The sequence below is a fragment of the Streptomyces sp. NPDC058534 genome (genome assembly GCF_042717365.1).
GTDB lineage: Bacteria > Actinomycetota > Actinomycetes > Streptomycetales > Streptomycetaceae > Streptomyces.
Genome location: NZ_JBHXNW010000133.1, coordinates 1 through 6,702, shown reverse-complemented (window position 1 = coordinate 6,702; position 6,702 = coordinate 1). Strand labels below are relative to the sequence as shown.

General features: G+C 74.0%; 6 protein-coding genes and 1 pseudogene. 3 read left to right on the top strand and 4 right to left on the bottom strand.

The features are described from left to right. Positions 1-62: 62 nt before the first annotated feature. Positions 63-866 carry an HAD family hydrolase gene (locus tag ACFWR9_RS41285; protein ID WP_383852426.1) on the bottom strand — a complete coding sequence of 268 codons (804 nt, stop codon included), beginning with the start codon at positions 864-866 and terminating at the stop codon, positions 63-65. A 265-nt stretch (positions 867-1,131) separates the two neighbouring features. Between ACFWR9_RS41285 and ACFWR9_RS41280 the strand changes: the two genes are divergently transcribed. The 3 genes from ACFWR9_RS41280 (at position 1,132) to ACFWR9_RS41270 (ending at position 4,451) form a co-directional block, all read left to right on the top strand. Then, a complete protein-coding gene (locus tag ACFWR9_RS41280; protein WP_383852424.1) occupies positions 1,132-2,196 on the top strand; it encodes a GNAT family N-acetyltransferase in 1,065 nt (354 codons plus the stop codon). A 27-nt stretch (positions 2,197-2,223) separates the two neighbouring features. Beyond that, positions 2,224-3,597, top strand: a complete 1,374-nt coding sequence (locus tag ACFWR9_RS41275; protein WP_383852422.1) for a glycosyltransferase — start codon at positions 2,224-2,226, stop codon at positions 3,595-3,597. Between the two features lie 98 nt (positions 3,598-3,695). Continuing rightward, positions 3,696-4,451 (top strand): polysaccharide deacetylase family protein, encoded by a 756-nt coding sequence (locus ACFWR9_RS41270; protein ID WP_383852440.1) that lies wholly within the window; start codon positions 3,696-3,698, stop codon positions 4,449-4,451. A gap of 22 nt (positions 4,452-4,473) precedes the next feature. Here the strand turns inward: ACFWR9_RS41270 and ACFWR9_RS41265 are convergent, their stop codons facing one another. The 3 genes and pseudogenes from ACFWR9_RS41265 to ACFWR9_RS41255 form a co-directional block, all read right to left on the bottom strand. After that, positions 4,474-5,619, bottom strand: a complete 1,146-nt coding sequence (locus ACFWR9_RS41265) for a glycosyl hydrolase (protein WP_383852419.1) — start codon at positions 5,617-5,619, stop codon at positions 4,474-4,476. After that, complete coding sequence (locus ACFWR9_RS41260) at positions 5,616-6,068, bottom strand: hypothetical protein (RefSeq protein WP_383852417.1); 453 nt, start codon at positions 6,066-6,068, stop codon at positions 5,616-5,618. The genes ACFWR9_RS41265 and ACFWR9_RS41260 overlap by 4 nt, the downstream gene beginning before the upstream one ends. A gap of 14 nt (positions 6,069-6,082) precedes the next feature. Further along, positions 6,083-6,702 (bottom strand): annotated as a pseudogene (locus ACFWR9_RS41255) (hypothetical protein); the annotation flags it as partial.

The following is a 6,702-nucleotide window of genomic DNA, read 5'->3' as shown; positions in this document are numbered from 1 at the left end:
GCGCGCCCCCCAGCCGGGCTCCACACCCCTCGGCGCGGGGCCCCCCGGGCGCGCGCGGGTGCTTAACTCACCCCCGTGGGGGGCCCGCGCCCCCCCCCGCCGCCCTCGTTCGTCGTGGTGACCTCGTCGGCCACCGCCTTGAGTTCGGGGTGGGCGCCGGCCATGGCGACGCCGTGGGCCGCCCAGTCGAACATGGGGATGTCGTTGGGCATGTCGCCGAAGGCGATCGTGCGTCGCCGGCCCACCCCCAGGTGTTCGGCCGCCAGCGCCAGGCCGGTCGCCTTGGTGATGCCGCACGGCTGGAGCTCCACCGTGCCGGGCCCCGACATGGTGACCGTCGCGAGGGAGCCGACCACCGCGCGCGCGGTCGACGCCAACTCGTCGTCGCTCAGGTCGGGGTGGCGCAGCAGCACCTTGCTGATCGGGGTGCGCCACAGCTGGTCGCGCCGCTCCACCCGCACCGCGGGCAGCGTGGGGTGGGGCATCAGGTACCCGGGCTCGATGAGCGTCAGGCCGTCGACGCCGTCCTGGTCGACCGCGGCGTACACCTGGCCCACCTCGGCCTCGATCTTGCCGAGCGCGGTCTCCGCCAGCTCCCGGTCCAGGGTGACCGACCACAGCATCCGGTGCGCGCCGGCGTCGTACACCTGCGCGCCCTGCCCGCACACCGCGAGCCCCGTGCACCCGAGGCGGCCGAGCAGGGGCCGCACCCGGGGTGCCGGGCGCCCCGTCACCACCAGATGCCGCGCACCCGCCTCGGCCACCCGCGCCAGCGCGGCCAGCGACCGTTCGGAGACGGTGTCGTCGCCGCGGAGCAGCGTGCCGTCGAGGTCGGTGGCGACGAGTGAGTATGCGGTGCGGTCCATGATCAGAGAATACGGACGCGACACCGGTCCGACTCACCCGCGACCACTTCCGAACGAGGACGCGGCGAGTACGTTCGAACGCGCACGACGACGCACGAACATGTCCGAAACCTGGCACATCATCGGCTAAAGCCGGTTAAGGGCCTGTGCACCGGTTGGCAACAACATGGTCTGCTACCTACCCCCCGGGCGGCCCCCGGGGTACCTTCCTGTTGTCCAGGGGGGACTTGATCGGGGGGTCGGGTTGAACAGCGGACGCGTACGTGTGCTCAGGCCACAGGAGCTGGGCGAGGGGGAACGGGAGCACTGGCGGGAGCTGCGCGCCAAGTCGACGGCGCCGCGCAACCCGTTCATGGAACCGGAGTTCACCGACGCCGTGGGCCGGGTACGGCCGCGGGCGCGGGTGGCGGTGTTGTACGACGGCGGCGAGGCGGCCGGATTCCTGCCGCACGAACGCGGACCGCTGGGCCAGGGCCGGGCGATCGGGCTCGGGGTGTCGGACTGCCAGGGCGCGGTGCTGCGCCCGGGCCTCGCCCCAAACCCCCGCGCACTGCTGCGGGCCTGCTCGCTGTCGAGCTTCGCCTTCGACAACCTGGAGGCCGAGCAGGGGCTGTTCGTGCCCTACGCCGCCGAGGAGCACACCACCTACGTCATCGACGTGGAGAAGGGCTACGAGGCGTTCGAGAACGTACTGCGCACCCAGTCGCCGAAGTTCCTGAAGACCACGCTCGCCAAGGAGCGCAGGCTGGGCCGCCAGGCCGGCGACGTGCGCTTCGTGTTCGACGAGCGTGAGCCGGCCGCGCTGCGCACGCTCATGGAGTGGAAGTCGGCGCAGTACCGCAGGACGGGACGCCGGGACCGGTTCGCCCAGGAGTGGATCAGCCGGCTCGTCGCCCGGCTCGCTCAGACGCGCGCGCCGGAGTGCGGGGGCACCCTGTCCGTGCTCTACGCGGGCGGCCGGCCGGTCGCCGCCCACTTCGGGCTGCGTTCGGCGACGGTCCTGGCGTGCTGGTTCCCGGCGTACGACCCGGACTTCGCCAAGTACTCGCCGGGGCTCGTCCTGCACCTGCGGATGGCGGAGGCCGCGGCCTCCGAGGGCATCGGGCTGCTGGACATGGGGCGGGGCCCGGCGGAGTACAAGGACTCGCTGAAGACCGGGGAACTGCCGGTGTACGAGGGGGCGGCGACGCGTCCGGGGGCGGGCGCCGCCCTGCACTGGCTCGGCCGCGAACCGGCCCGCCGCGCGCACGGCTTCGTGCGCGACCGGCCCCGGCTGGCGTCGCTTGCGGTACGGACGTTGAGGGGCGCGGCCCGGCTGCGCCGCTCCTGACGAGGTCAACCACGAGGGGGTGGGCGCATGGCCGGTGTGCGGCGTGCGCGGCAGGAGACATTGCGGAAGGCACGGCAGGAGACACGGCGGGAGATCGACGACTTCCTGCGCATCGGGGCGGTGCAGGTCGCCGAGCTGGACCTCGGCGACGGCACCGCGGCGGAGGAGGAGGGCGAGGCGGAGGATGCGGTGCTGAGACCGGGCCCGGGGAGCCCGCCGGTGACGTCCGGCGCGGTGTTCGTCCTGGTCAGGCGGGCGGGTCTGCCCGTGGGCACGCTGCTCGGGCAGGTCCCCGAGGGCGCGGACCCCACGCGGGTGCTGGCCGGGCTCGCGCGGGAACTGCCCCCGGGGGCGCCGCCCGAGCCGCTCCCGGCGCCGCCGGCCGCCAGTGTCGTGGTCGCCACCCGGGAACGCGCGGACCAGCTCGCCCGCGCCCTCGACTCGCTGCTCGCACAGGACCACCCGGACTTCGAGATCGTCGTCGTCGACAACGCGCCGGTGACCGGCGAGACCCGGGAACTGGTCGAGCGGAAGTACGGCGAGCGGGTGCGGTACGTGTGCGAGCCCGCCCCCGGACTCGCCGTCGCGCACAACCGGGGCCTCGCGGTCGTCCGGGGCGAGGTGGTCGCCTTCACCGACGACGACGTGGTCGCCGACCGGCGCTGGCTCACCGAACTGACCGCGCCGTTCGCCGCCGACCCGCGCCTCGGCTGTGCCACGGGCCTGATCCTGCCCGCGCGGCTGCGCACCCCCGCCCAGGTGCTCCTGGAGAGCCACGGCGGCTTCGCGAAGGGGTTCGTCCCGCGGACGTACGACCCGGAGCACCCGCCCGCCGACGAGCCGCTGTTCCCGTTCACCGCGGGCCGGTTCGGCTCGGGCGCCAGCATGGCCTTCCGTACGGCGGTGCTGCGGACGGTCGGCGGCTTCGACCCGGCGACCGGCGCAGGCACCCGCGCGCGGGGCGGCGACGACCTCTACGGGTTCGTCCGCGTCCTCGCCCACGGGCAGCGGCTGCGCTACACGCCCCGGGCGCTGGTCTGGCACCACCACCGGGAGACCTGGCGCGACCTGGAGACACAGGCGTACGGCTACGGCGCCGGCCTCACCGCGTACCTCACGGCGATCCTGGTGAACCGGCCCGCGCTGCTGCCTGCCCTCCTCGCCCGGGTGCCGGGCGGGCTGGCACACGCGCGGGGCCTGACCGCCGTACGCGCCACGGGCGAGGGCGAGGGCGAGGGCGAGGGCGCGGGCGCGGTGGGGGCGCCGGGCGGGCACGACTCCCGTACGCATCCCTGGCCGCGGCGCCTGGCGCGGTTGCAGCGCCGGGGCATGCTGTACGGCCCCGTCGGCTATCTGCGCGCCCGGCGCGCGCTGCGTGCGGCCGGGGTGGAGGCGCGGTGAGCGGGGCCGGGGCCGGCTCACCGGGAGCGGGCGGGTCGCGTGAGGGCGTCCCGGCGCCGGGCGGCGGGCACATACCCGTGTTCCTGTACCACGCGGTGATGGAGGACCCGCCCGCGTGGATCGCCGAGTTCACCGTCACGCCGAAGGCGTTCGCGGCCCAGCTGGACGCGATCGTCGACAGCGGCATGACGCCCGTCACGATCAGTGTGCTCGCCGACCATCTCGCCGGGCGGGCGCCCCTGCCGCCCCGGCCGGTGCTGCTCACCTTCGACGACGGCTTCGCCGACCTGCCCGGGCCCACCGCCGAGGCGCTGGCCGAGCGGGCGCTGCCCGCCACCGCCTATCTCACCACCGGGGCAATCGCGCCGGGCGGTCGCAGTCTGCTGCCGCCCGCCCCGATGATGACGCTGGACGCGGTGGCCGGGATGGAACGTTCCGGCATGGAGATCGGCAGCCACACCGTCACGCACGCCCAGCTCGACACCCTGTCCGGCAAGGCCCTGGCGCACGAACTCCGCGAGTCCAAGGCGGTCCTGGAGGACGCCCTCGGGCATCCGGTCCGCCACCTCGCCTACCCGCACGGCTACAACAGCGCGAAGGTGCGGGCGTCGTCGGCCCGTGCCGGGTACGAGACGGCGACCGCCGTGCGGCACGCGCTCAGCTCGGACCGCGACGAGCGGTTCCGCATCGCCCGGCTGATCGTGCGGCGGAGCCACACGGTCGCCCACGTCGAGTCCTGGCTGGCGGGCGGCGGCGCCCGCGTCGCCCCCTACCGCGACGGCCCGAAGACCGTCGCGTGGCGCTGGTACCGGCGGGGGCGGGCGGTGCTGCGGGGGCCCGAGTTCGCGGGTTAGGGCCTGTCCGGCGGGGTGGCGGTCAGTCGTGCGGCTGGTTGAGGTGCGGGTCGGCGGCCACCTCCCGCAGGCTGGCCCACGCCTGGTCGTTCGCCACGGCCAAGTTGCAGTGCGGTCCCGGGTCGCGGTAGTTCCACTGGAGGGCGGCCTTGACGCCCTCCAGGTCCTTGAGCACCCGGGGCACCTGCGCGTACCAGTCCGCCTGCCGGTCAGGCCGCTTCGGGTCGGAGGCGCTGCCGAACTCCGAGAGCATCAGGGGCTTGTCGTCGGAGATGTTGGCGCGGATCCAGTCGTGGGTGGCGTACTGCGTCTGCGCGAAGCTCAGCCAGCCGGTCTTGTGGCAGAGGTAGTAGTTGTACTGGTTGTAGCCGATCCAGTCGACGTAGTCGTCGCCCGGGTACATCCGCTCGAACAGGTCGCCGTGGTTCAGGTAGCCGGTGACGATCCAGGTCCACACCACGTTGTCGACGCCCAGTTCGCGGAACCGGTCGTGGATGTGCCGGTAGGCGCGGACGTAGTCGGCCGGGGTGCCGTTGTCCGGGGTGCGGGTGTCCATCTCCAGGTCGAAGGAGAGGAACACCTTCTTGCCCGTGCGCTGCCCGTACTCCTTGACGCGCCGCGCCTGGACGTCGATCACGGACTCGTCCAGCTCGCCGGCGGCGATCTGCTTCCAGGTGGGCTGCTGCCCCTTGGTGCCGCCCCACCACTTGCTCTCCCAGGACAGCAGCAGCATGCGGTCCTCGCCGACGCGCTGTTCCTGCTCGGTGAGGAGCTGGCCCTCCAGGCGGGTCTTAGTGACGGCGGACATGTCGTGGTACGTGTACACGATGTCGAGGCCGCGGCCGACGTTCTTCTCGTACTCCCGGACCTTCGCGGCCAGGTCGGACTTGTCGTGCGGCACGAAGGCGCCGAACCAGGCGCCGCAGGGCGGTTCGAGGAGGGCCGTGGGGCGGCACCTCGGGTCGTCGGCCGGGTCCGCGGGTCCCGAGGCGTCGCGCAGGGCGAGCACCGCGACCAGGACCGCGCAGGTGGCGGTGACGGATGTGATCAGCAGGCGGCGCCTGCCAGGGGGCGCGGGGTGCGTGGGGTGCTTGGGGTGCGTCGGTCGGCGGTGCTGTCCGGTCGTCGAGTCCGCGTTCGTGCGGCGAGCGGGACGGGCGAACCTCACAGAGTGGAACCCTTCCGTGTCGGTGGCGCGGCGCCCGGCGCCGTCCTGGGTGCCGGCAGGGCACGCAGGCTCGGGCAGAAGGCGGCGAGGGTGGTCAGCAGGGTGAGCGTCAGCAGGACGCGGTCCCCGCTGAGGGCGTGCGCGGCGATCAGCACCGTGGCGACGAGCATCGCGGCGCTCACGCTCAGCAGGACGGCCAGCATCAGCTGTTCCAGCAGGTCGGAGTGGCGTTCGAAGGCGGCGTCCCGGCGCTCGGCCGGGGCCTCGGCACGGCGGGCCCGGAGCGCGGGCCCGCAGATTCTGACCAGGGCGGCGCCGGGGCCGACGGCCAGGAAGACGGCGACGGCCGCGCCGCGCAGCGGGGAGCCGCCGGGCAGGGCGAGCGCGGCGAGCGCCAGCCAGCCGGCGAACGGGGGCAGCATACGGATCACGAGGTCCTGCGGTGTCATGGTGGGTGCCCTCCTCAGCTCGCCGGTTTCAGGACGTAGAGCACGCCCGCGCTGTTCTCCGCGACGCGCTCGAAGCGCGGCGAGTCCGCGACGGACTCCCGGACGCGTCTCAACTGGCCCGTGTTCAGCTGTCCGTTCATCTCGGAGTTGGCCACCTGTCCCTGGGTGAGCAGGAAGTAGGCGCGGGCCGGTGCTTCCACGCCGGCCATGTCGCGGGCGAGGACGGCGGCCGGGTCGCGCACGATGTCGTCGACGTGGGTCCGGGTGTCCTCAAGGAACCAGTAGTGGTCGACCCGCCAGTACTGCTCGTAGGCGAGCGGGTAGTTGCGGTTGGCGGCGACGACCAGGGAATCATCGGGCGCCTGGTCGAAGAGCTGCCGCACGAGCGCCACCTCGCCGGGCGGGAAGTAGTTGACGCGGTCCTTGCCCGAGTAGCTCGGCACGAACGCGAGCGTTGCGGCGAGCAGCACGAGCGGTGACAGCCACGCGGCGTAGCGCAGGGGCGGCAGCGAGGGCAGTGCGCGCAGGGGGAAGCGGCGGTGGGCGGACGCGGGTGGCGCCGCCTCCTCCGTCTGCCGTGCGTCGGCGTCGGCGTCGGCGTCGGCGTCGGCGTCGGCGTCGGCGTCGGCGTCGG

Coding starts and splice junctions, on each gene's coding strand:
- ACFWR9_RS41270 (WP_383852440.1), top strand. CDS start 3,696: ATGGAGGACCCGCCCGCGTGGATCGCCGAGTTCACCGTCACGCCGAAG.
- ACFWR9_RS41260 (WP_383852417.1), bottom strand. CDS start 6,068: ATGACACCGCAGGACCTCGTGATCCGTATGCTGCCCCCGTTCGCCGGC.
- ACFWR9_RS41285 (WP_383852426.1), bottom strand. CDS start 866: ATGGACCGCACCGCATACTCACTCGTCGCCACCGACCTCGACGGCACG.
- ACFWR9_RS41275 (WP_383852422.1), top strand. CDS start 2,224: ATGGCCGGTGTGCGGCGTGCGCGGCAGGAGACATTGCGGAAGGCACGG.